We start from the raw sequence: 21,037 nt of genomic DNA, 5'->3' as shown, positions 1-21,037 counted from the left end.
AGTCACACTCACTTCCCCACAGTACAGTGTCTAGCAGAGTTCTATTCTCATTGTGCTTTCATGCTACTGCCATTCAAGTGGGGGTGACCAGTACAGCACAGGCACCGGGAGTAGCTTGGAAAACCAATTGTAGAATTGACACCGCGGTTTAAGGTCCTGTGCGGAGAACAAGACGATGAATGGCAGTAATCGTCGAACTATCGATCAAGCCCGATGATTTCGACCTCGGGCGAGTGACCGCCGTGACGGACGATATGCACATCGAACTGGAGCGTGTCGTTCCGACTGGCGGCGACGTGATGCCGTTTTTCTGGGCAAAAGGCTCGAACTTCGAGAGTTTCGAGCGAGCTGTTCGAGAAAACAGAATCGTCGAAGAACTACAGGCAGTCGCACGTGTCGGCGACCGAGTTCTCTATCACGTCTACTGGGGAGACACCGTTTCGAGTCTGACGACCATCCTCACCGAGAGCGAAGCGACCATCCTCGAAGCACACGGCAACAGTCCGTGGGTGTTCCGCCTCCGGTTCAACGACCACGCTGGCCTCACCGAGTTTCACAACCTCAGCAACGAGGAGGGAATCGACTTCCACGTCGAACGAATCTACACGCTCACAGAAGAAGAGACGGGCGTCTACACGTTCGACATCACACCACAACAGCAAGAGGCTCTCGTAGCAGCAGTCTCTGGCGGCTACTTCGAAGTGCCACGGCGAACGACGCTCAAAGGGGTCGCAGAAGAACTGGGAATCAGCCCGCAGGCGGCCTCAGAACGAATTCGCCGGGGTGCGGACACCGTCCTCCGGAAAGTGCTCTTGTCTCGGTCGGCTTCCGACCTCGATTGAATCCCTGTCGACTGGCAGTCTCAGATACGCCTGACGAGCCGAACGTCACCCGCAGACTCGTCGGTGTCGGGGTCGGTAGACACGACCTCGAATCCGTGTGAACGGTAGAACGACAGGGCCTCTTCGTCGTCTGCCAGACACGTCGCGTACTGCTCACGAGCGCCCGCGACGACCTGTTGTGCGGTTATCGTCTGCAGCACCGCAGCCCCAGCCTCGACCATCTTCACCTCTGGATGGGTGTTGAGCGAAACGACCTCGCCAGACGACTCCCCGACGAGTTGACCACCAGCGGCCGCAACGACTTCGTCGTCGTCGACGGCGACGACCCACCCAGAGTCGTCCGTCTGCTGTACGACCCGCACGAGCCGTTCCTCGTCGAACTGCGCTTCGTTGACAGAGCCGCCGCCACCGACCGAGATGGCACCACCCGCCACGTCGTTCCACCTGCTCGTATATATGCGGGCGATGTCTGATACGTCAGTTTCTCTCGCAGTCCGGACGAACATACCCAGATATTCGTGTAGCTATTGCAAAATTCTTTCGCGCGTTCAGCATACGGACAAAAGTCTTACTCGAAATCGGAAAAATATCTATTTTTCGGGGGTGCGAAGAGTATTCCTTCCACTCCGAGTACGTGTCCACAGCGACCGATGAACAAAGCAGACCTCAGGACCGCGGTGTGGGACGAACTCGAGGAGAGCGGAGCGGCCCGATTTCCATTCCCTCCCCACGGCCGGATTCCCAACTTCGCCGACGCGAAGGCAGCGGCGGACAGACTCGCTGCGACGCCGGAGTGGGCCGACGCGTCCACGGTGAAAGCGAATCCGGATTCTCCACAACTTCCCGTGAGACGGCGAGCACTTCGAGAGGGAAAGACCGTCTACATGGCAGTTCCACGCCTCCGCGACGAGAAGTGTTTCTACGAGTTGGACCCTGCCACCATCGACGACGAGAACCTCGACAGCGCACCCACCGTATCGCACGTCGAGACGTACGCCAAGATGGTCGGCCCGGACGAAGTGCCGTCTATCGACCTCGTCGTCTCGGGGTCGGTCGCAGTCACCGAACAGGGTGCTCGAATCGGTAAAGGTGAGGGGTTCAGTGACCTCGAGTTCGCCATCTTAGACGGTCTGGCCCTCGTCGACGAATCGACGACGATTGCGACGACAGTCCACGAGTTGCAGGTTCGAGACGACGCCCCAGAACCCGACGACCACGACGTACCGATGGACCTCGTGGTCACGCCCGACCGGACGCTTCGAACCGAGACGCCGTACTCGCGGCCGTCCGGAATCGACTGGTCGGCCCTCTCGGACGAACGAGTCGCAGAGATGCCCATCTTGCAGCGACTTCGGCCCGAGTAACCACCCAGACGCCCCCTGCTTATTTGGCCGCCCGGAGCGACGTGTGAGCGTGCGACTCGTACAGGTGCTGGTGCCGACAGGGAAACGAAAGACGGTCCTCCGAACCCTCGACGAGGAAGGCGTCGATTACGCCGTCTCCGACGAGAGTTCGGGACGGGGGTTCGTCGCCGTCGTCACCTTTCCGGTTCCGAAAGAAGCAGTCGAACCAGTCTTGGCGCGACTGCGAGACGCGGGCATCGAACGCGACGCCTACACCGTCGTGATGAACGCCGAAACGGTCGCGTCCAGACGGTTCGACGAACTAGTCGCGAAATACGAGGAAGACGACGAGAACGGCGACCGAATCGCCCGCGAAGAGTTGGCGTCGAAGGCCGCCGACCTCGCGCCGTCGCTTCCGACGTACGTCGTCATGACTGTCATCTCGGCGGTCGTCGCAACCGCTGGACTCCTCCTCGATTCGCCGGCAGTCGTCGTCGGGTCGATGGTCATCGCACCGCTCGTCGGTCCGGCGATGGCTGCCAGCGTCGGAACCGTCGTCGACGACGACGAGATGTTCGTCAGAGGTGTCCGTCTACAGGCGCTCGGCGGTCTCTTGGCCGTCGGTGCCGCCGCCGTGTTCGCCTTCATCCTCAAAGAGAGCGGTACCGTTCCGCTTTCGGTCTCGGAAGTACTGCGAATTCCCGAAGTCGGTGAGCGACTCTCACCAGACGTTCTCTCGTTGGTCATCGCGTTGGGGGCCGGAGCCGCAGGCGCTATCTCACTCTCGTCGGGTGTTTCGACGGCTCTCGTGGGCGTCATGATTGCCGCCGCGTTGGTTCCACCGACGGCCGTCGTCGGTATCGGCATCGCGTGGGGCGCACCCGAATCAGTCGTCGGGTCGGCGATTCTCGTCCTCGTGAACATCCTCTCTGTGAACTTCGTCGCTATCGGCGTCCTCTGGGAGCAAGGCTACCGGCCAGAGAAGTGGTTCCGGCAGAGTGAGGCTCGACGGACCACTGCGTACCGTATCGTCGTTCTCGGCGTTGGACTCCTCGTGCTGTCGTCGTTCCTCGGTGCGGTCACGTTCACGACGTACCGGAACGCAGGGTTCCAGAGCGACGCGCAGGACGCCATCGAAGACGTGCTGGCGGACTCGGATGCGGAACTGTTGGCGCTGGACATCGAGTTCGACTCCGGCCCGGTACAGGAACCCGAACACGTCGTCGTCACCGTCGGATACGACCCACAGGAAGACCCTCCACAGGTTCAAGCGGTGCTTGCAGAGCGGGTGAACTCGGTCGCTCCCGACCCGCTTTCGCCCTGGGGAGCAGACGAGATAACGGTGGAAGTTCGGTACATCGCCGTCGTCGACTAACCCCTCCAGAGTCTGTCGGGTTACCCCCGAATCGCCCGACTGGAAGGGTACAGTCGCTCTTTGTCTCTAGCGCGGATTGAATATCTCATCTGCCCTCCTAGAGGTATGAAACGACGACTTATCGCACCGCTACTCATCGCGAGTCTCGTGTTGCTCGCTGGCTGTCTCTCTGCACCCCTCCAGACGACGTCCGGAAGCGACACTGGAACAGACGCGACGACCATCTCGACGACTGGCACCGGTGAGGTCACCGCCGAATCAGACCTCGCCATCGTCAACGTCGCAGTGACCCACACGGCAGACTCCGCTGACGAGGCCCGCGGTGTCGTCGCCGACGACGTTGCAGCAGTCCGCGACGCCCTCACCGACGCCGGCATCTCCGAAGACGCCATTCAGAGTACCGGGTTCCACATCTACCCCGAGTACAACTACGGTGGTGAGAAGCGCGAACTCGTGGGCTACCGCGCAATCCACAGTCTCAGCGTCGAAGTCGCCCCCGACCGTGCCGGTGAGGTCATCGACCTGTCCGTCGGCGCTGGTGCTGACGAGATTCGCGGCGTGTTCTTCACGCTCACCGACGAGAAGCGCGCCGAACTCCGCAGTGAGGCCCTGACCAACGCCGTCGAGTCGGCGGAGGCCGACGCCGAAACCGTCGCCGCCGCCTCCGACCTGCGGATTACCGGTGTCCACACTGCCACTGTCGGCGGTGGGTACTCACCCGGCCCCTACCCAGTCGCGTACGCTGAAGACGCCGCTCGAACCAGTGCCGGTGCACCGACCGAACTCACGCCCGGTCCGGTGACCGTCTCGGCGACGGTCCAGATGGTCTACACGGCTGAATAATCTCAACTCTCCCGTCTCGATTACTCAACAGCCAGTAATCTCGAACCGAGCGCCGTCACCGGAAGTCGGCGAAAGTCTGACCTCCCACCCGTGTGCGCAGGCCACTTCTCGAACGATATTCAGACCGAGTCCAGAGCCGTCAGGTGAGGTCGTGTAGCCGGCGTCGAAAATCTGGCATCCTAGTTCGTTCGGAATGCCGGGGCCATCGTCTTGCACGTAGAAACCACCCTCGACGTCGCCAACCGTAACCGTGACATCGTCACTGCCGTGTTGAATCGCGTTTCGGAAGAGGTTCTCTAACAGTTGCTGGAGTCGGCCCACATCGGCTTCGACCGTTTGCTCTGTTTCGATGGCTATCGTAGCGTCGCCCATCGCGACAGTTTCCCAACTTCGGGTCGCGGTTTCAGCGAGTTCGACTGGCTCAGTCTCGCCGATTCCATCACCCTCTTGAGCAAGTGTGAGGAGGTCTCGAACGAGTCCTTCGATTCGGTCGTGGGCACGCTCGACAGTGTCGAGGTGGTCGCTGTCGCACTCCTCTTGGGCCAAGGCAAGCCTCCCCGAAGCCACCGCCAATGGGCTCCGCAAATCGTGGCTCACCACGCTCGCGAACTCGTCGAGGAGGTCGCGCTCGTCTCTGAGGTGTTGTGCCTGTGTGACGCGCTCTGAGATATCTCGAAGAACACCAACAGTGCCTCGGAAGTCACCCACGAACGGGAGCAATGCGAGGTGGTTTTCGCACGCAATGCGCTCACCTGTAGCCGTGACGAGTGTCAGTTCGAACGTCCCGTTGTCTTTCGAAGACGACAGCAACGATTTGATGAGTTGTTCTCCCCTCGCGACGTGCGCGTCGTCCATGACCTCCGAAGCATGGTTGCCGATGAGCGACTCGGCAGAGTAGCCCGTCAGCTCGACGAATGCGGTGTTCACAGTGGTAAATCGACCCTCACTGTCGAGTGTATAGATTGGGTCGCCCGAGGCTTCGACCATCGATTCGTAGCGTTGGAGTTCGTGTTTGTGCTCAGTTCGGTCGGTGACGTCCCGAGCAAAGCCAACAACTTGAGACACCTCACCATCGTCGTCGAAGACTGGTTCGGCTTGAATCCAGACCCAGCGTCCAAAGTCTTCGTCGGCGTTCACCCGGTACTCTTCTTCGACAGGTTCTCCAGCGGAGAGTTGTTCCATAGACTGTCTCACCAGTTCCCTGTCGTCAGGGTGGATGTTCTGCATAAACGAGAGTGGATTCACTCGAAGGTCGTCGATAGACCCGCCCCAAATCTCTTCGTACGGAGAGTTGACGAACAGCAGCTCGCTCCAATCGCCGGTGAACATCCAAAGGATGTCGTTCGTGTTCTCTGTGAGAGACTGGAGTCGTTGTTCGGTCTCAGCGACGGCGTCCCGTGCTCGGCGTTGTTCGACGGAGTTGATGATACGGTTAGCCAATATCTCGTACTGGCTTGTGCCGGCTCCCTTCTGGAGATAGTCTGTCACGCCCTCCGTGATTGCCTCGCTCGCGACTTCCTCAGAGCCTTTGCCTGTAAAGAGAATGAACGGCAGAGATGGAAACTCTCGTCTAACGGTTCTCAGAAACTCGATACCATCCTGAGTGGGCATGTCGTAGTCCGAGACGACACAATGGATGTCTCCCTCGCGCAGTCGGTCGAGACCGTCACTCGCAGAGTGTTCGGTTTCGACGGTGAGGCAGTTCTCTTCTCGTTCGAGAAACGTCGCCGTGAGTTCTGCGAACGCTGGCTTGTCGTCGAGATGGAGGACGCGTATCAGTTCGTTCATACTGTCTCTCAGTTAGTTACCGTCCACCTGTGTGAAGGGAGATAATAATGGTCCGCACCCAGTTCTCACTGCTGAAACTATCGACGTAGATTGCCGTGAGACGACGAGACCTCGAAACGAGGTTACTCGTTGCGCGACGGCGGGATGTCGGGTGAGAACCCGATGGCGTCCGCGGCGGCGTCGAGGACGGCATCGACGTTTTCGCCCGTCTCGACGCTCATGTAGAGGTCGGCCTCCATGTCGGTCGAGCGGTCACTCTTGTTGCAGACGGTGAGGACCGGGATGTTCCGCTCTTCGAATCGCGCTTTCACCGCGTCGCGGAGTTCGAGTTGCGATTCGATGGGGTAGCCACACTCGCCGCTGGCGTCTGCGACGAAGATGACGGCGTCTGCGAGGTGTTCGAGGGCGCTGACGGCCTGTCGCTCGATGTCGTTTCGCTCGTCTTCGGGTCGGTCGAGGAGCCCCGGCGTGTCGATAATCTGGTAGCGGATGCGCTCGCGGTCGAAGTGCCCGATTTGGACGCCCTTCGTGGTGAAGGGGTAGCGCGCAATCTCGTTCGACGCGCGGGTGACGTCGTTGACGAACGACGATTTGCCGACGTTGGGGTAGCCTGCGACGACGATAGCGGGTTCGTCGGGGCGGATGTCTGGCAGTCCCTTCAGGGCGTCGCGGGCCTCACCGATACGGAGCAGGTCGTCTTCGACTTCTTCGACGACGCTGGCCATGCGGGCGAACGCCTGCTTGCGGTGTTTGCGAGCGAGGTCGGCGTCGGTCTTGCGGAGTTTCGGCTGGTACTCACGAGCGATGTTGTCGACTTGCCGCGAGGCCCACATAATCTCCGAGAGGCTCTTTCGAACCTCGTCGACGTCGACGATCGCGTCGGCGAGTTCGTAGTAGAAGGGGTCGACCGTCTCGAAGTCGGGCCACTCGACGACGACGTTCTCGAGGTTGTCCGAGAGGATGTTCGACGCCGTCTGGAGCATCGACTGCTGAGCCTCCAACTTGTTCTGCTTCGCTCGCCCCGAACGTGCGGCCCGCGAAAAGGCCTTGTCGATGAGTTCGTCCGACCGGGGCGTGGTCGGGAGAGACTCGAAAATCATTGCACCCGGCTACACGGTCAAGCCGTAAAAGCGCGTTCGTTTGGGTTTCGGCGTCTCGTGAGGTGAATTTGGCGTGCAACGTACCCACACGGTTCGGCCCACATTCGCCACGAGGTTCTTACACGATGCCGCAGTATCTCGGTGTATGACTGACTGGAAAGCGGTCGGCGTCGGGTTCGTCGTCATGCTCGTCGTCGGTGCCGGTGGACTCGCTATCCCCATCGTCGGGCAGATTGGTGCCGGCCTCATCGGGGGGTTCGCCACCGGCTATCTCGCTGGCGGGTCACTCGGCAACGGTGCGTGGAACGGCCTCGTCGCGGGGTCGATTTCGGGTATCGTCGTGAGCCTCTTTGCGGCGCTCCTCGGTGGGGTCGTCGGACTCGCTGGCGGACCGCTGGGCGGGCTCTTCGGCGGTCTCGGCGTGTTCGTCCTCGGCGTCGTCCTGACGCTCATCTTCGCCATCGACAGCGCACTCGCCGGCGCAGTCGGTGCGTGGGTGAAAGGGTGACGAACGTAACTTTGGACGTCCACAACTCACGTAACGAATCGGCTCACTCGGAGACCTGTTCGTCGAGGAACGCGACGCGGACGGTGAGTTCCTCGTACTGGGTCGCTGTAGTCAGACGGTCGTCGAGACGTTGGGCGAGGTCCGGTGGAACCGTCGTTCCCTCCTCGACCCCGACGAGAATCTCCATCTCGTAACCGCCATCGGTGATATACCGGACGTAGTCGAACTCGGTCAACGTCTCCTCGTAGTTCAGTCCTTCGTACTCCGGTTCACCAAGCATCGCCTCTGCTTCAGTCTGGAGGTTGCGGTCGACCGCGTTGCTCACGTACTCGAGGACGGTAACCCCTCCGAGAACCACCGAGAGGAGGAGGATGCCGACGACGATGACGCCGAGGCGCTTGAGAACGCTCCGACGAATCGTTCGCTGGTCGAACTCGGGGTCGTTGACGGGGCGGTAGCCAGCGAGATAGAAGATGATGAGCGCCGAGAGGTTGATAGCGAGCAAGTTGACCAACACGAGCGTGCCGGCAGCGATGGCGACGTAGTCGTACCCCCACGCGATGCCCAATCCCGCGGTGGCGGCGGGCGGTACGAGCGCGACGGCGATGGCGACGCCGACGAGCGCTGACCCTGCGTTGCGCATGACACTGATGGCACCGGCGATGCCCGACCCCAGCGCGAGGACCAATGCGAGGAACGTCGGACTCGTGCGTTCGGCGACCTGTGGAATCGTCCGGATGTCGAGCTCTGGTGGGAGCAACAACGTGTCCTTCAGAATCCAGCCCATGACGGCCCCAACGGCGATAGCCAGCGCCAGTCCGAACACCTGAAATATCACGCCACGAGTAGCGAGTCGGTTGTTCCCGAGGACGGTTCCGACGCTCGCTGTAATCGCCGGTCCCATCAACGGCGCGACGACCATCGCACCGATGATAGTCGCCGCCGAGTCCAAGAGGAGGCCTGCGGTGGCGATGATGGTACTCAACACGAGGAAGGCGACGTACGTCGACCGTGCCGGAGCGAGGTCTTCCGCTCTGGCGACGAGTTCTTCACGAGAGATACGTAACCCCTTGTAGCGCTTCTCCAGTTTCGGGAGTCGTCGGGAGATGACGGTCTCGGTCGCCATGACGATAGTGTATGCGTCCTCGTGGATACCGGCCGTTTCGAGTTTCTCGAGTATGGGTTCGACACCACTCTCGGGGATGGGAAACGAGACCACTGCCTCGAAGTCGCCACGCCCCGTCTCTTCCCAGACTGCGTAGTCGATTTCCTCGGCGTCGAGGGCAGCGAGTACTGCTTTTTGTGTTCCGTTCGGTATCAAAACCTGAACAATTCGCATGACAGACATACGTCTCAGAAAGCGATAGAATTTCCTACACGTCTCTGAGGGTTAAATTCAGCTTCGTAGATATATTCGACCAACCGCTCGTAACTCGCACTCAGACAACTCGGCTCGGTTCACCTGCTGTATTCAACACGCCATCCCTGTCGTATCTGAGAGGTTCGACAGGGCAAAACAGCGTAGACTAGGCGGTTGCTTCACTCCCCGCGTTCGAGATACTCACGCTGAATCTCGACGACTTCGGTCGAGTTCTCACACTCCGAGTAGCGCCGAAGCGGTTCTTCGTTGAGTTCGAGGAAGGTGTGCCCCCAACGGAACTTCGAGAGAATCGCTTCGGCCTGCGGTTTCTCGCCGAAGATGACGAGCGCCGCCGCGAGGGCTTCGACAGTCGTCAGTTGCATCGGTCGCCCGAAGTTGACCGGGTTGGCGGCGACGAGGTACGGGAGCGCGCGGTGTTCGCCGGGGAGGGAGAACATCGCCTCCTCGGCGGACTCCCACGAGCAGTCGAGCGCGACGAGCGCGCCGGTGTCTTTGTCGGCAGGCGAGAGTGCCGTCTCCGCGTGCGGGTTGAGCACGACGCCGTAGGGAGTCGCCCGGTCCGACCCGTGGAGGGCCGCCATGTCGAACCGTTCGAGTTTCTTCGCCGTGCACTTCTTCGGGTCGTCGTCACCCTCGTATCGAACGTGCAGGTCCACACCCGGCGTACGCGGGTCCGAGAGAAAAGCGTCCCGAAGGCAGGCAGTCCCGCGGGTCGAAGAGACACGGAAATCGAATTCGGCGTCGGATTCTTCTAGCTAGAAGACGATATACCGCTGTGCATCCCGACGCCACGTATCTCGCACGGCAGTACTACACGGCGATAGACGAACACGGATACGAGTCGCTTCGGGACATCCTCGACCCGGATTTCGTCCAGAGACGCGGAGATATGACTCTCGACGGGCGCGAGGCGTTCGTCTCGTTCATGCGCGACGACCGGCCGCAGAAAGACACGATACACGTCATCGACCGCTACATCCAGTCGAAGTCCGACGACGAAATCGTCGTCCGCGGCCACCTCGAAGACAGCACTGGGAACGAACTCTTCGTCTTTCTGGACCGTTTTCGAACCCGTGACGGGCAGATTTCGGAGCTGAAGACGTTCGTCAAATCGGAGAACTGAGATGGCCGAGTCGGGAGCGGAGCAGTCGGCCGACCTCCTGCGGACGCTCCGTCAGTTGAGAATCGTCGCGGGCGAAGTTCGGCGCGTTCGACGACCGTAACGTGAGAAACAGCGGGGGCGTGAGAAACGAGAGACCGAGCGTTCAGTCTTTCTTGCCAGCGCCGACGGCCGCCTCACCGACTGGTTCGTGACCTTCGATGACCTCGCGGCCACCCATGTATGGCTGGAGGGGTTCCGGGACGTCCACGGTTCCGTCTTCGTTCTGGTAGTATTCGAGGAGCGCGACCATCACACGGCCCACGGCGGTTCCCGACGCGTTGAGTGTGTGGAGGTACTCGGCCGATTCGTGACGCTCGGGGCGGTAGCGCAGTCCTGCACGGCGGGCCTGGAAGTCTTCGAAGTTCGACGCCGACGAGACTTCGAGCCATCGGCCACCCATTCCTTCGGGCGCGTCGTCCGATTCAGTGCCGGGTGCCCACACTTCGAGGTCGTACGTCTTGGCCGACGCGAAGGTGAGGTCACCCGTACAGAGCGAGAGGACGCGGTACGGCAGTCCGAGTCGGTCGAGCACTTCGGCCGCCTCGTCGACGAGGGCTTCGAGTCGGTCGTACGACTCGTCGGGTTCGACGAAGTTGACGAGTTCGACCTTGTTGAACTGGTGGACGCGGACGATGCCGCGGGTCTCGGTCCCGTGTTCGCCTGCCTCCTGGCGGAAGTTCGGCGTGTACGCCTGGTGCTTCAGCGGGAGGTCGTCTTTCAGGAGGATTTCGTCGCGGTACATGTTCGTGACCGGCACCTCTGCGGTGGGACAGAGCCACAGGTCGTCTTCCTCGTAGTTCTCGGTCTCCGACCCGCCGATTCGGTAGGCGTCTTCGGCGAACTTCGGCAGTTGGCCGGTTCCCTCCATCGACGTGGTCTTGACCGGAATCGGTGGGAACAGGTCCACGTACTCCTGTTCGCGGTGGACGTCGAGCATGAACTGGATGAGCGCGTGTTCGAGCATCGCGCCCTCGCCCTTGAGGAAGTAGAAGCCCGACCCCGTCGTCTTCGCCGCGCGCGCCTCGTCGATGATGTCGAGGTTGTCGCCGAGTTTGTAGTGCGGCGTCACCTCGTCCGGGAGGTCACGCAGGTCGTCGAATCCGACGCGACGCACTTCCTCGTTGTCCGATTCGTCGGTTCCAATCGGGACCGACTCGTCGGGGATGTTCGGGAGTTCGAGGAGCGCCTGGTCGAGTTCCGATTCGAGGTCGGCGCTCCGCGCTTCGAGCTCCTGCAGTTCCTCTTTGAGTTCGCCCGAGCGGTCGATAGCGGCCTGCGCTTCGTCGTCTTTGCCGTCCTGTTTCAACTGGCCAATCTTCTGGCTGACTTCGTTTCGTTCGTGTCGAAGGTTGTCGCCTTCGGCCTTCAGCGAGCGCCACTCGTCGTACACGTCGAGGATGTGGTCGAGGTCTACGTCCTCCATGCCACGGGCCGAGAGTGCGTCACGGACTCGCTCCGGTTCGTCGCGGAGCAGTTGCCTGTCGATCATTAGTCCGTGGTTCCGTCGCCTGTGGCAAAATCGTATCGCATCGCCAGGTAGTATTCGAGAGACGCGTTACCACCGACCGAATGCTTTTACTCCCCGACGACGGCCGTCAACTATGGCAATTGGCGATGTCGAACCCGTGCCGAACAGCACGGACGTCTATTACGTGGATACGGGGATGTACGAAGTCGAACAGTACGGGTCGGTCTTCCTCATCGACGCCGAACGACCCGCACTCGTCGACACGGGCATCGCCGCCGACCGTGAACACGTCTTCGGACTGCTCGACGAGGTCGGCGTCGACGACATCGAGTACATCCTGCCGACGCACGTCCACCTCGACCACGCCGGCGGTGCAGGCTATCTCGCAGAGCGCTACCCCGACGCGACCGTGATGACGCACGAAATCGGGGCGCCCCACCTCGTCGACCCGACACGCCTCGTCGAAGGGACGAAAGCCGCCGTCGAAGACCAGTGGCGGTTCTACGACGAACCGCTCCCGATCGACGAAGACCGAGTCGAACCGCTCACCGGCGGCGACGAAATCGACCTCGGCGACCGGACGCTGAGCGTCTATCACGCACCCGGACACGCGCCCCACCAGGTGATGTTCCACGACGACGGCGACGACGTTCTCTTCGTCGGCGACGCGATGGGTATCTGGGAACCGAAGACCGAGACGCTTCGTCAGACCTCGCCGCCCGCGCAGTTCCATCTGGAGAAGGCGCTCGACGACGTGCGGACCGTCGAAGACATCGACCCCGAGACGCTCTGTTTCGGCCACTTCGGGCCACACGCTTACTCCGAGGAGTTCGCAGAGGAGTACAAACGCGTCCTCGTCGAGTGGGTCGAAGCCATCCGTCAGAAGCGTGAGGAACTCGGCGACGACGAGGCGGTCATCCAACACTTCGTCGAACACACGCAGATGGTCGACGTGTGGGGCGTGCGAAAAGCCCACGACGAAGAACGGCTGAACACTCGCGGCGTCCTCGGCTATCTCGACTACGTCGGCGACCAATAACTGCGGAGACAGTACCGACAGTGGGGAAGAACCGCCGTCTCAGCCCTGGTATCCGATACTGTGGGTTTTCAACCAACCGAACGTACATAGTTTTAAATGTTGAATCAAAACTAACAGGATATGGATTGGCAGGACGCAGAGGCGGCGTACGATGACCCGGCCATCGGACGGACGACTCTTCCTCAGATGTTCGAAGAGAGCGCGGAGCGCAACGCCTCGCGAACTGCACAACGCTACAAAGGCGGTATCTACGAGCGGTCGCTCGTCGAGGAGGGAGTCATCCCAGCGGCCCCCGACCACGACTACGCTGACCTCACCTACGAGGCGATGCAGGACGTCGTCAGGAAACTCGCTGCAGGCTTCCGTGACCTCGGTCTCGAGGCAGACGACCGTGTCGGCATCTTCGCGCACACGCGCATGGAGTGGGCACAGACCGACTTCGCCGTCCTCGGTGCCGGCTGTGTCGTCACCACGGTCTACACCTCGTCGTCGGAGAGTCAGGTCGAGTACCTGCTTTCGGACCCCGATGCGAACGCCGTCGTGGTCGAAAACCAAGAACTGTTGGACCGCGTGGTCGCGGTCGAAGACGACCTCGACTTGGAGTTCATCGCCGTCTTCGACGAGTACGACGGCTACGACGACCGCGACGACATCCTGACGCTCGGTGAACTGTACCGACGCGGCGAAGCAGTCTACGACGAGGAAGCGTACGAGTCGTGGCTAGACGAACGCGACCCAGAAGACCTCGCGAGCCTCATCTACACGTCCGGGACGACGGGCCAACCGAAGGGCGTCCAACTCACGCACTGGAACTTCCGGTCGAACGTCAACGAGGCGTATCGCCGCTTCGGCCCTCGCCCCGACAAGGGTGACCTTCCGGTCTTCGGCACCAACACGGTCGGACTCTCGTTCCTTCCACTCGCACACGTCTTCGAGCGAATGGCGGGGCATTTCCTGGTGTTCGCGGCAGGTGGCTCGGTCGCCTACGCCGAGAGTCCCGACACGCTTCGGGAGGACTTCCAACTCGTTCGACCGACGAGTGCGACGAGCGTCCCCCGAGTGTACGAGAAACTCTACGACGCGATTCGGACGCAAGCGAGCGAGTCACCCGTCAAGCAGCGCATCTTCGAGTGGGCCGTCGACGTCGGCCAGACGTACCACACGACGGAGTCGCCGGGCGTCGGACTCACACTGAAACACCGTATCGCAGACCGACTCGTCTTCCAGCAGGTCCGCGACGCAATCGGTGGCAACCTCGACTTCTTCATCAGTGGTGGCGGCAGTCTCTCGGCGGAACTCTGTGCGCTCTACCACGCGATGGGCCTCCCAATCTACGAAGGGTACGGTCTCACCGAAACGTCACCCGTCATCACGGTCAACCCGCCCGAGGAGCCGAAAATCGGCACGATTGGCTACCCACTCCAGGACGTCGAGATAACACTCGACAAGAGCGTCGTCGGTGACAAACTCGGCGACGCGGGCGGTGAGGTCGGCGAACTCCTCGTCCGCGGCCCGAACGTCACGAGCGGATACTGGAACCGCCCCGAGGAGACCGAAGCGGCCTTCGTCGAAGACGACGACGGAAACCGCTGGTTCCGCACCGGCGACATCGTCGAACACCGACCGGACGGCTACGTCACCTTCCGCGAACGCGCCAAGCAGATTCTCGTCCTCTCGACGGGCAAGAACGTCGCACCTGGACCCATCGAAGACGCCTACGCCTCGTCGTCTGTCGTCGAGCAGTGTATGGTGCTGGGAGACGGTCACCGCTTCGTCTCCGCGCTCATCGTCCCGAGTTTCGAGGGAATCCAGAAGTGGGCCGCCGCCGAAGGAATCGACCTTCCGGACGACCCGAAAGCCATCTGTCGTGACGACCGAGTCGTCGAACGCATCCAACAGGAAGTAGACGAAGCCAACGAGAACTTCGAGACGTACGAACAGATCAAGCAGTTCCGTGTCGTCCCCGAGGAGTTCTCCGAAGACAACGACCTGATGACGCCGACGATGAAGAAGAAACGCCGCAACATCCTCGACCGCTACGCCGACGAAGTGAAACTCATCTACGACGAGTCAGACCACCGGACTGAAGAACGAAGCGGTGGACAGGCCGCGACGCAGTAGAATCTGACAGATTAAACTTTTTCAGCGGTGTTTTACACGAACGTTTCTACAATCCGGCGGAAAATCCGCCCGAGATGTATGGTTTTATCTTCCGTCGCCACATGAACCGAATCAATGGAGGCGATATAAGTGGCCGCAGCAGGAGGAGCGAATCTCATCCCGCTCGTCGCCGCAATCATCGGCATCGGCGTCATCTCGCAGGTGCTTTCCGACCGGTTTCGGGTCCCAAGTGTCGTGTTCCTCATCGCGTCGGGCATCTTGCTCGGCCCCGAGGTGCTCGGCATCATCTCACCCGACTCGTTCGGAAACGCGCTGCAGGCAATTGTCGGGCTCTCGGTGGCAATCATCGTCTTCGAAGGTGCGTTCCACCTCCGAATCGACAAGCTCCGAGAGGCTCCGGCAGCGACGTTTAGGCTCGTAACAGTTGGTGCCGTCATCGCCTTCGTCGGGACGGGACTCGTCGTCCACTACGCACTCGGTGCGCCGTGGGCCGTCTCGTTCCTCGTCGGGGCACTGTTGGTCGCGACCGGACCGACGGTCATCGCACCCATCCTCGAAGTCGTCCCGGTGCGTGACCGCGTCGGGACCGCACTCGACACCGAAGGTATCGTCAACGACGTGACGGCCGCCATCGTCGCCGTCGTCATCTTCGAGGCCATCATCGAAGGCGTCAGCAGTCCCAACGCACTCGTAACGTTGTTCGCCGAGCGACTCGGTGTCGGCGTCGTCGTCGGGGCAATCGTCGCCGGGACACTGTACTACGCGCTCCAGTACGTGGACCTCTCACCCGGAAACGCTCCGCAGAACGCCCGGTTGCTCGTCCTCGCAGGGGCGCTCGTCTCGTACGCAGCGGCGGACTTCGTCGCCACCGAGGCAGGCATCGCCGCCGTCGCAACTGCGGGTATCCTCCTCGGGAACGCGGACGTCCCGTACGAAGAGGAGATTTCGGCGTTCAAAGGCGACATCACGCTGCTCGTCCTCTCGTTCGTCTTCATCGCCCTCGCGGCGTTACTGGAGTTCGAGAGTCTCCTCTCGCTCGGATTGGGCGGCATCGCCGTCGTCCTGGCCGTCGCCCTCGTCATTCGCCCGCTTCTCGTCTTCGTCTCGACGGCGGGTGACCGCTTTACCAGAGGCGAGAAGTTCTTCATGAGCTTCGTCGGCCCACGCGGGATCATCCCCGCGTCGGTTGCGACGTTGTTCGCCATCGCGTTCCGGGAAGAGGCAACGCGACTCGCCGCCGAAGGGATGACCCAACAGGCCGCCGTCCTCAACGAGAGCGCCTCGATTCTGGTCGGAACCGTCTTCCTCGTCATCCTCACGACAGTCCTCTTCGAAGCAGGCCTCGCTCGTCAAATAGCAGAATACCTCGACGTCATTCCAATGCGTGTACTCGTTATCGGAGGCGGAAAGGTGGGCCGCGCGCTCGCCGAACGCCTCGCAGACCGTGGAGAGAACGTGGTCCTCATCGAACAGGACCAAGAAGTAGTCCAAACCGCCCGCAACCAAGGGTTCACCGTCCATCACGGCGATGGCGCCGATACGGACGTGCTCCGGTCGGCCGGCGCTGACAACGCGAAGGTCGTCGTCGCCGCCACCGGTGACGACGACGTGAACCTGCTGGTGTCACAACTCGCCAACTCGAAGTTCGACCCAGAGAGGGTCCTCGCACGGGCGAACAACCCAGACAACGTAGAGGCGTTCGAAGAACTGGGTGTCCGAACCATCGCGTCCACCATCGCGACCGCACAGGCGCTGGACAACTACATCGAGCGGCCCTCGATGTCCAACTGGATGGGCGAAATCGGCCGCTCTGGTGACGTCCAAGAAGTCGAAGTCACCGCCGAGAAACTCGTCGGCCGAACCATCCGCGAAGTCGGTCCAGAACTCCCAAGCGGTTGTCTCATCGCACTCGTCTCTCGAAAAGGCGAGACGAACGTGCCGGAAGCCGACTTCACACTCCAGGAAGGCGACCGTATCACTATCATCGGGAAGCGGGAGGACGTCCGGACCGCAGAGAAGTTCGTCCACCCCGAGTAACGCCGCGTCTTCGAGGGTGTTTTCTTCGGCCGTTAGCTTCGGGCCCAGCGCACGAAGACGGCCCAATATCCCACCGTGAACGCGACGAGTGCGTACCAGACAGGGGCACCGAGGTCCGGCCTCGGCACGAATCCCACCGAGACGGCACCGGCGGCCGCCAACACCGTCACCACCCCCGTCAGTACAGTCGTCGAGAGATTCATCGTCAGACTAGTCTTCACCTCTCCAGTATGAACGTGACGAATGCCACATAGACGTTCATTATAATTACCCACACGATGCAGGTGATGTGAAGCGTACGAGATATGTCTGCGAAGCGTGAGGAATTCGACACCAACGATTATTCACTTGGTCGTCAAAGGGCCACCATGCGACACACGGAGGGTCCGCTGTGTTCGGTCGACCTCGGGGCACAGACGGCCGACACGAGCGACATCGACGACGTCCTCGAATCGTACATCGGCGGGCGCGGCGTCGGGACGAAACTCGTCCACGACCGCGTCCCGTTCGACGCCGACCCACTCGGGTCGGAGAACCGACTCGTCCTCGCTGCGGGACCGATGCAACAGTCCCGGATGAGTTTCACTGGCCGGGTGAACATGACCGGCGTGTCACCCCTGACCAACGGCATCATCTCGTCGAACGCCGGCGGGTTCCTCTCGCGACATCTCGTCGGAACAGGGTACAGCGCCATCGAGTTCACCGGCGCTTCGGACGAACTACTCGCAGTTCACGTCCGTCCCGACGGCGTCGAGTTCGAGGCAGTCCCCGAACTCGACCAGGCGGAAGTTCCAGAAGTCACCGAGTACGCCGAATCAGAGTGGGGCGTCGACGCCGAACAGACCATCTGTATCGGACCTGGCGGAGAGAACCTCGTCCGATTCGCGTCGGTGATGACGACCGAATCACGGGCCTTCGGGCGTGGTGGACTCGGCGCAGTCATGGGTGCGAAGAACCTCAAAGTCGTCACCTTCGCGGGCGACGCGGCCCCCGACGTAAAAATCGACTTCCCGAGTGAGACGATGGACGTCCACCGCGAGGCGGCCACCTCGGACCACACGATGAAGCGACAGGGGACGAACGCCGGCGCTGACTACGCGAACTCCGTCGAAGCGCTCCCGACGCGATACTTCTCCGAACGGCAGTTCGACGGTATCGAGGGAATCAACGGCGACGCCGTCGAGTCGAAGAAGTACAAGAAAGGAACCTGCTCACAGTGTGCCTTCGCGTGCAAACTGCCGACCCGCGACGAAGAGTCGGGCGTCGAGACAGAGGGGCCAGAGTACGAGACGACGATGGCCTTCGGGTCGAACTGTGACGTCGACGACGTCGTCGCCGTGATGAAGTCGAACGAACTCTGTGACCGCCTCGGCATCGACACCATCTCTGCCGGCGACACCATCGCCGCCTACCTGATGGCCGAAGACGAGTTCGGCAACGTGAACCTCATCCACGAACTGGTCGAACAAATCGGCTACCGCGAAGGAATCGGTGACCTCCTCGCAGAAGGAACACACCGCGTCCACGACGAACTCGGCGTCCACGACTGGACGGTCAAAGGGATGGAGTTCCCGGCCCACGACGGCCGCCACCTCCACGGACAGGGCCTCTCGTTCGCCACGTCGAACCGCGGGGCCGACCACATGTACTCCTCGTTCTACGCCATCGAGTACCCCTACGTACACAAGTCGAAGGCGATGAAACCGGAAGGGTTCGAGGGCAAACCACAGCGCCTCGTCGAAAAAGAGAACCACAACGCCGTCCTCGACAGCGGCGTCGTCTGTAAGTTCTCGCGCGACTTCATCGACGAAGAGATGCTGGGTCACCTGTTCGACACCGACTACGACCACCTCCAAGAAGTCGGCGAGCGCATCGTCACCCTCGAACGCCACTTCAACAACCAGCGTGGGTTCGACCGGAGTGACGACACGCTCCCCTTCGACCTCCCCGGATTCCCGCACGCGCTCTCGCAGTACTACGAGATTCGTGGATGGGACAACGATGGAGTGGTGCCCGAGTCGGCAGTCGATGGCACGGGCGGGAAAGCACCGGCGGACGACTAAACACCCAGAACAGCTATCGGCCTAAGTGACAATTCTCGGTCGTGAATCGGCGCAACGTTCTCGCCGCCGCAGGGACAGCACTGCCTGCCGTCCTCGGCGGGTGTTTGGCTGACGGTTCGACCTCGGCCCAGGCTGCCGACTCCAGCGGCGATTCGGACGACACCCCGTCCCTCCCGGAAGGCAAGGGACCAGTTCGCGGCCAGAGCGACGCCGACGTCACCGCACGAGAGGTCGAAGACCGCGACCACATCACGTACGTCCCCGAAAACGACACCATACAGTACGTCGCCGCGTGGCGACACACGAACCACGAGGAAGTCGAGGCAGGTGAGAAACCCAAGCGTGAAGCGGTCTACGACACGATTTCGTTCGACGAGTGGGCCGAGAGACGGTGTGTCTTCGCGGCCGCACGCGCCGCCGCCGACCACGTCCGGTCGGAACTGGACGTTGCAGAGTCGCGTTCGATTAGCGGTGGCGTTTCGAGCCGGGTGGAAGGTGAAGAGTCGGCGGCAGTCGTCGAGTCGGTCGAAGCCTACGACCGAGACGGGAACCTCGTCCACGAGACGGGCGTCGAGTTCGAAGCACTCGTCGCGGCGACACCGAAGACAGTGACTGCGACGTACGTGTTTGGCGACCGAGAGACGCGACTGGACGTGCCGATATACGCCCGGCACGTCGTGCTTCAGCAGTCGTAGAAACGAAGTTCAGCAGTCGTAGAAAACGAAAGTAGCGGGGCCGCAGAGCCTCGTTTACCGACTGAACTCGATTGCCGCCCCCTGTCCGAATCCGACACAGAGCGAGGCGAGGCCACGGTCCACGTCGCGCTTGACCATCTCGTGGATGAGCGTCACGGGCAGGCGGGCACCGGAAGCACCGAGGGGGTGACCGAGGGCGATTGCGCCGCCGTTGACGTTGAGTTTGTCCTCGTCGATGCCGAGTTCACGTCGGGAGTACTCACACTGACTGGCGAACGCTTCGTTGATTTCCACGAGGCCGTAGTCCTCGATGTCGCTGCCGGCGCGTTCGAGGAGGTCGCGGGTGGCCGGAACCGGGCCGATACCCATGACGGTCGGGTCGACGCCGGCGACGCTGTTCGTGCCGACGGACGCGAGGACGTCGAGGCCGTGTTCGTCGGCGAACTCACGGGAGGTGACGAGGACGGCGGCCGCGCCGTCGGTAATCTGCGAGGAGTTGCCTGCGGTGACCGAGCCATCGCCGGAGAACGCGGGCGAGAGGCCGGAGAGCGCTTCCACCGAGGTGTCTCGGCGGATACCCTCGTCTTCGGTGACGACGCCGTCTTCGGTCTCGATGGGGACGATTTCGTCGTCGAAGCGGCCGGAGTCGGTCGCGTCGGCGGCACGGCGGTGACTACGGACCGCGAACTCGTCCTGTGCCTCGCGGGAGACGTCGTACTCCTCTGCGACTTTCTCGGCGGTCATCCCCATCTGGAGTTGGAAGATGTTGTACTGCTCGCTGAGTTCGGGATGGAGGTACTGGTAGGAGTCGCCGTCCATCGGGATGCGCGACATGCTCTCGACACCACCGGCGATGATACACTCGCGGTTGCCGGCGGCGATGGCGTCCGACGCGGAGATAATCGCCTGCATGGAAGACGCACACCAGCGGTTGATGGACGTCGCGGGCACGCCCTCGCCAAGGTTAGAGAGGAGCGCGATGACGCGCGCGACGTTGTTGTCCTGTTCGGTTCGTTGCTGGGCGACGCCCCACATCAGGTCCTCTACGTCGTCCGCTTCGACGTCGTGTTCGGCGAGGATGTGGTCGACGAGAGCGATAGAGAGGTCCTCACTTCGAACGTCTTCGAAGACGCCGCCTGCCTTTCCGAAGGGGGTCCGGTACGCAGCAGCAATGACTGGCTCTGACATGGCACAACATCAGAGTTCGAACACCATAAATAGTTTAGAACCAACAACTCGTCGTGAAGAGTTTTTTCAGCGGAAGTGAGCGAC

19 protein-coding genes are annotated in these 21,037 nt (G+C 61.6%); 11 read left to right on the top strand and 8 right to left on the bottom strand.

What is annotated here, in order from left to right; translation table 11 throughout:
* Positions 1–179: 179 nt before the first annotated feature.
* Positions 180–842, top strand: coding sequence for a helix-turn-helix domain-containing protein (locus GJR99_RS11030; RefSeq protein WP_151112111.1), 663 nt, complete (start codon positions 180–182; stop codon positions 840–842).
* 20 nt (positions 843–862) lie between these two features.
* On the opposite strand, the gene GJR99_RS11025 is transcribed toward GJR99_RS11030, so the two are convergent.
* A complete protein-coding gene (locus GJR99_RS11025; protein ID WP_151112109.1) occupies positions 863–1,348 on the bottom strand; it encodes a GNAT family N-acetyltransferase in 486 nt (161 codons plus the stop codon).
* Between the two features lie 144 nt (positions 1,349–1,492).
* Between GJR99_RS11025 and GJR99_RS11020 the strand changes: the two genes are divergently transcribed.
* The 3 genes from GJR99_RS11020 to GJR99_RS11010 all read left to right on the top strand — a co-directional run bounded on the left by GJR99_RS11020 (position 1,493) and on the right by GJR99_RS11010 (position 4,403).
* A complete protein-coding gene (locus tag GJR99_RS11020) occupies positions 1,493–2,206 on the top strand; it encodes a 5-formyltetrahydrofolate cyclo-ligase (protein ID WP_151112107.1) in 714 nt (237 codons plus the stop codon).
* A 49-nt stretch (positions 2,207–2,255) separates the two neighbouring features.
* Positions 2,256–3,560: a TIGR00341 family protein gene (locus tag GJR99_RS11015; protein ID WP_151113937.1), complete on the top strand. Its 1,305-nt coding sequence runs from the start codon at positions 2,256–2,258 to the stop codon at positions 3,558–3,560.
* 105 nt (positions 3,561–3,665) lie between these two features.
* On the top strand, positions 3,666–4,403 hold the full coding sequence (locus GJR99_RS11010; RefSeq protein ID WP_151112105.1) for an SIMPL domain-containing protein: 738 nt from the start codon (positions 3,666–3,668) through the stop codon (positions 4,401–4,403).
* A 24-nt stretch (positions 4,404–4,427) separates the two neighbouring features.
* On the opposite strand, the gene GJR99_RS11005 is transcribed toward GJR99_RS11010, so the two are convergent.
* Together GJR99_RS11005 and GJR99_RS11000 are read right to left on the bottom strand one after the other, a co-directional pair.
* The gene (locus GJR99_RS11005; RefSeq protein ID WP_151112103.1) at positions 4,428–6,191 is read right to left on the bottom strand and encodes a hybrid sensor histidine kinase/response regulator; all 1,764 of its coding nucleotides are present in this window, start codon (positions 6,189–6,191) and stop codon (positions 4,428–4,430) included.
* Positions 6,192–6,313: 122 nt separating this feature from the next.
* A complete protein-coding gene (locus GJR99_RS11000; RefSeq protein ID WP_151112101.1) occupies positions 6,314–7,291 on the bottom strand; it encodes an NOG1 family protein in 978 nt (325 codons plus the stop codon).
* A 145-nt stretch (positions 7,292–7,436) separates the two neighbouring features.
* Between GJR99_RS11000 and GJR99_RS10995 the strand changes: the two genes are divergently transcribed.
* Complete coding sequence (locus GJR99_RS10995; RefSeq protein ID WP_151112099.1) at positions 7,437–7,799, top strand: DUF5518 domain-containing protein; 363 nt, start codon at positions 7,437–7,439, stop codon at positions 7,797–7,799.
* A 43-nt stretch (positions 7,800–7,842) separates the two neighbouring features.
* Here the strand turns inward: GJR99_RS10995 and GJR99_RS10990 are convergent, their stop codons facing one another.
* Positions 7,843–9,138 (bottom strand): TIGR00341 family protein, encoded by a 1,296-nt coding sequence (locus GJR99_RS10990; RefSeq protein ID WP_151112097.1) that lies wholly within the window; start codon positions 9,136–9,138, stop codon positions 7,843–7,845.
* 200 nt (positions 9,139–9,338) lie between these two features.
* Positions 9,339–9,836 carry a DUF367 family protein gene (locus GJR99_RS10985; protein WP_151112095.1) on the bottom strand — a complete coding sequence of 166 codons (498 nt, stop codon included), beginning with the start codon at positions 9,834–9,836 and terminating at the stop codon, positions 9,339–9,341.
* 119 nt (positions 9,837–9,955) lie between these two features.
* Here GJR99_RS10985 and GJR99_RS10980 point away from each other — a divergent pair, with 119 nt between their 5' ends.
* On the top strand, positions 9,956–10,303 hold the full coding sequence (locus GJR99_RS10980) for a nuclear transport factor 2 family protein (protein ID WP_151112093.1): 348 nt from the start codon (positions 9,956–9,958) through the stop codon (positions 10,301–10,303).
* 142 nt (positions 10,304–10,445) lie between these two features.
* Here the strand turns inward: GJR99_RS10980 and serS are convergent, their stop codons facing one another.
* On the bottom strand, positions 10,446–11,831 hold the full coding sequence (serS, locus tag GJR99_RS10975; protein ID WP_151112091.1) for a serine--tRNA ligase: 1,386 nt from the start codon (positions 11,829–11,831) through the stop codon (positions 10,446–10,448).
* Positions 11,832–11,943: 112 nt separating this feature from the next.
* Here serS and GJR99_RS10970 point away from each other — a divergent pair, with 112 nt between their 5' ends.
* The 3 genes from GJR99_RS10970 (at position 11,944) to GJR99_RS10960 (ending at position 17,007) form a co-directional block, all read left to right on the top strand.
* Positions 11,944–12,849, top strand: a complete 906-nt coding sequence (locus GJR99_RS10970; RefSeq protein WP_151112089.1) for an MBL fold metallo-hydrolase — start codon at positions 11,944–11,946, stop codon at positions 12,847–12,849.
* A 120-nt stretch (positions 12,850–12,969) separates the two neighbouring features.
* Positions 12,970–14,970 carry an AMP-dependent synthetase/ligase gene (locus GJR99_RS10965; protein WP_151112087.1) on the top strand — a complete coding sequence of 667 codons (2,001 nt, stop codon included), beginning with the start codon at positions 12,970–12,972 and terminating at the stop codon, positions 14,968–14,970.
* 129 nt (positions 14,971–15,099) lie between these two features.
* A complete protein-coding gene (locus GJR99_RS10960) occupies positions 15,100–17,007 on the top strand; it encodes a cation:proton antiporter domain-containing protein (protein WP_151112085.1) in 1,908 nt (635 codons plus the stop codon).
* Positions 17,008–17,039: 32 nt separating this feature from the next.
* On the opposite strand, the gene GJR99_RS17490 is transcribed toward GJR99_RS10960, so the two are convergent.
* Entirely contained in the window at positions 17,040–17,210 is a 171-nt protein-coding gene (locus tag GJR99_RS17490) for a hypothetical protein (RefSeq protein WP_191967113.1), read from the bottom strand.
* A gap of 165 nt (positions 17,211–17,375) precedes the next feature.
* Here GJR99_RS17490 and GJR99_RS10955 point away from each other — a divergent pair, with 165 nt between their 5' ends.
* Both GJR99_RS10955 and GJR99_RS10950 read left to right on the top strand, forming a co-directional pair.
* Complete coding sequence (locus GJR99_RS10955) at positions 17,376–19,070, top strand: aldehyde ferredoxin oxidoreductase family protein (protein WP_151112083.1); 1,695 nt, start codon at positions 17,376–17,378, stop codon at positions 19,068–19,070.
* A 41-nt stretch (positions 19,071–19,111) separates the two neighbouring features.
* Positions 19,112–19,765, top strand: a complete 654-nt coding sequence (locus GJR99_RS10950) for a hypothetical protein (RefSeq protein ID WP_151112081.1) — start codon at positions 19,112–19,114, stop codon at positions 19,763–19,765.
* 54 nt (positions 19,766–19,819) lie between these two features.
* On the opposite strand, the gene GJR99_RS10945 is transcribed toward GJR99_RS10950, so the two are convergent.
* Positions 19,820–20,953, bottom strand: a complete 1,134-nt coding sequence (locus GJR99_RS10945; RefSeq protein ID WP_151112079.1) for a thiolase family protein — start codon at positions 20,951–20,953, stop codon at positions 19,820–19,822.
* Between the last annotated feature and the right edge of the window lie 84 nt (positions 20,954–21,037).

Origin of the sequence: Haloferax marinum (genome assembly GCF_009674625.1) — an archaeon.
Classification (GTDB): Archaea; Halobacteriota; Halobacteria; order Halobacteriales; family Haloferacaceae; genus Haloferax; species Haloferax marinum.
This window is presented reverse-complemented; position numbering and strand designations above follow the sequence as displayed.

What these genes read in the sequence shown, in the direction of transcription:
- GJR99_RS11020 (WP_151112107.1), top strand. Translation starts at nt 1,493, where the DNA reads ATGAACAAAGCAGACCTCAGGACCGCGGTGTGGGACGAACTCGAGGAG.
- GJR99_RS11025 (WP_151112109.1), bottom strand. Translation starts at nt 1,348, where the DNA reads ATGTTCGTCCGGACTGCGAGAGAAACTGACGTATCAGACATCGCCCGC.
- GJR99_RS10995 (WP_151112099.1), top strand. Translation starts at nt 7,437, where the DNA reads ATGACTGACTGGAAAGCGGTCGGCGTCGGGTTCGTCGTCATGCTCGTC.
- GJR99_RS10945 (WP_151112079.1), bottom strand. Translation starts at nt 20,953, where the DNA reads ATGTCAGAGCCAGTCATTGCTGCTGCGTACCGGACCCCCTTCGGAAAG.
- GJR99_RS11030 (WP_151112111.1), top strand. Translation starts at nt 180, where the DNA reads ATGGCAGTAATCGTCGAACTATCGATCAAGCCCGATGATTTCGACCTC.
- GJR99_RS11000 (WP_151112101.1), bottom strand. Translation starts at nt 7,291, where the DNA reads ATGATTTTCGAGTCTCTCCCGACCACGCCCCGGTCGGACGAACTCATC.
- GJR99_RS10970 (WP_151112089.1), top strand. Translation starts at nt 11,944, where the DNA reads ATGGCAATTGGCGATGTCGAACCCGTGCCGAACAGCACGGACGTCTAT.
- GJR99_RS10955 (WP_151112083.1), top strand. Translation starts at nt 17,376, where the DNA reads ATGCGACACACGGAGGGTCCGCTGTGTTCGGTCGACCTCGGGGCACAG.
- serS (WP_151112091.1), bottom strand. Translation starts at nt 11,831, where the DNA reads ATGATCGACAGGCAACTGCTCCGCGACGAACCGGAGCGAGTCCGTGAC.
- GJR99_RS10990 (WP_151112097.1), bottom strand. Translation starts at nt 9,138, where the DNA reads ATGCGAATTGTTCAGGTTTTGATACCGAACGGAACACAAAAAGCAGTA.
- GJR99_RS11010 (WP_151112105.1), top strand. Translation starts at nt 3,666, where the DNA reads ATGAAACGACGACTTATCGCACCGCTACTCATCGCGAGTCTCGTGTTG.
- GJR99_RS17490 (WP_191967113.1), bottom strand. Translation starts at nt 17,210, where the DNA reads ATGAATCTCTCGACGACTGTACTGACGGGGGTGGTGACGGTGTTGGCG.
- GJR99_RS10965 (WP_151112087.1), top strand. Translation starts at nt 12,970, where the DNA reads ATGGATTGGCAGGACGCAGAGGCGGCGTACGATGACCCGGCCATCGGA.
- GJR99_RS11005 (WP_151112103.1), bottom strand. Translation starts at nt 6,191, where the DNA reads ATGAACGAACTGATACGCGTCCTCCATCTCGACGACAAGCCAGCGTTC.